This is a genomic window from Kitasatospora sp. MY 5-36 (assembly GCF_001182915.1).
Classification (GTDB): domain Bacteria; phylum Actinomycetota; class Actinomycetes; order Streptomycetales; family Streptomycetaceae; genus Kitasatospora.
This window is the reverse complement of sequence record NZ_LFVW01001236.1, coordinates 1-1,237: the sequence shown is the minus strand read 5'-3', so window position 1 is coordinate 1,237 and position 1,237 is coordinate 1. Positions and strand designations below refer to the sequence as shown.

Sequence of the window (1,237 nt, the reverse complement as noted above, 5' to 3'; positions counted from 1 at the left end):
GGGCCGGCCGGCTCGTCGCCGGCGGTGGCGCAGGCCGTCGCGCCGAGGGCGATCGCACCGGCTCCGGCGAGGGAGCGCAGCACCGTGCGGCGGGCGAGGGGGGACTGGGACACGGTGGACTCCGGTGGGGCTGGGGGGTGGATCCGGCGCGGCGGGGAGGGCGGGCTCCGGGAGAGCGGCCCACGCGGCGATGGTCGGCGGCGGACGAGGAGGTCGTCCGGGAGGACGAGGTCGGTCGGCAGCGCCGGGACCGACTCTCGCATTGACTGAAAAATCAGTCAAGCTTTACGGTGAAGTCACCCAAACCACCCCGAGACGACCGGGGGCGCCGTACGAGCGGCCCCGGTCACGACGACGAAAGGCCGGGTGAGGCGGCGATGCTGCGCAATGGTCTGGAGCCCTGGCACGTGCTGGTCACGGTGGCCGTGCTGGTGCTGCTGTTCGGCTCCAAGAAGCTGCCCGAGATGGCGCGCGGACTGGGGAAGTCGATGCGGATCCTGAAGTCCGAGACGGCGGCCCTGCGGGAGGACGGTGCGCCCGGCGGGGCGGTCACCGAGCCGCCCGGTGGAGCAACCGCGGGTTCGCCCGGCGGAGCGACGGCCGGTTCACCTGGCGGAGCGACGCCCGGTGTGCCCGGCGGAGCCGTCACCGAGCCGCCCGCGGCCCCGCAGGCCGGGCCGGTGAAGCGGCCGCTCTGACCGGCGGGCCCGTACGCGAGCCCGCCGCCGACGCCGGGAGCCGTCGTTCCCCCGCCGCCCGACGGGGGAACGACGGCCCTCAGCCGTTGCGGCGGTAGTGGTCCAGGGACACCCGGACCGGCCCGTCCGGGCCCGCGGTCGACAGCACCCGGACGACCGCGAGGTCCCGGCCGTCCGCGGACCGGACGCAGAAGGCGCCGCGCGGCCCGACGGCGGCGAACGGGATCCGCCCGGCCGGGCGGCTGCCGAGGCCCTTGAGGCACTCGGCCGGGCCCAGTCCGGCGTCCCGGCCGATGAAGGAGTCGGCGTTCTCCGGCACCAGGAACTCGCCCTCGCCGCGGCCGACGTACCAGGTCGCGCTGTCGGTCGGGACCACGGTGCCGGTGGCGAGGTCGAACTCGTAGCCGGCGTCCGCCGAGGTCAGCTCGACCGCGCGGTAGGCCGGGGCGTACTCGGGGGCGGGGGCGGACGGCGGTGCGGCGCCCGGCGCGACGGGGACGGACCGGGTGGGCGACGGCGACCCGGCGGGCGTCGGGGCG

At 77.1% G+C, this 1,237-nt stretch carries 1 protein-coding gene and 1 pseudogene; one reads left to right on the top strand and one right to left on the bottom strand.

The genetic code is table 11. From position 1 onward, the window contains the following. Positions 1 to 377: 377 nt before the first annotated feature. On the top strand, positions 378 to 698 hold the full coding sequence (gene tatA, locus AE652_RS41645) for a Sec-independent protein translocase subunit TatA (protein WP_049661228.1): 321 nt from the start codon (positions 378 to 380) through the stop codon (positions 696 to 698). 79 nt (positions 699 to 777) lie between these two features. Here the strand turns inward: tatA and AE652_RS41640 are convergent. Further along, a pseudogene (locus AE652_RS41640) lies at positions 778 to 1,237 on the bottom strand (hypothetical protein); the annotation flags it as partial.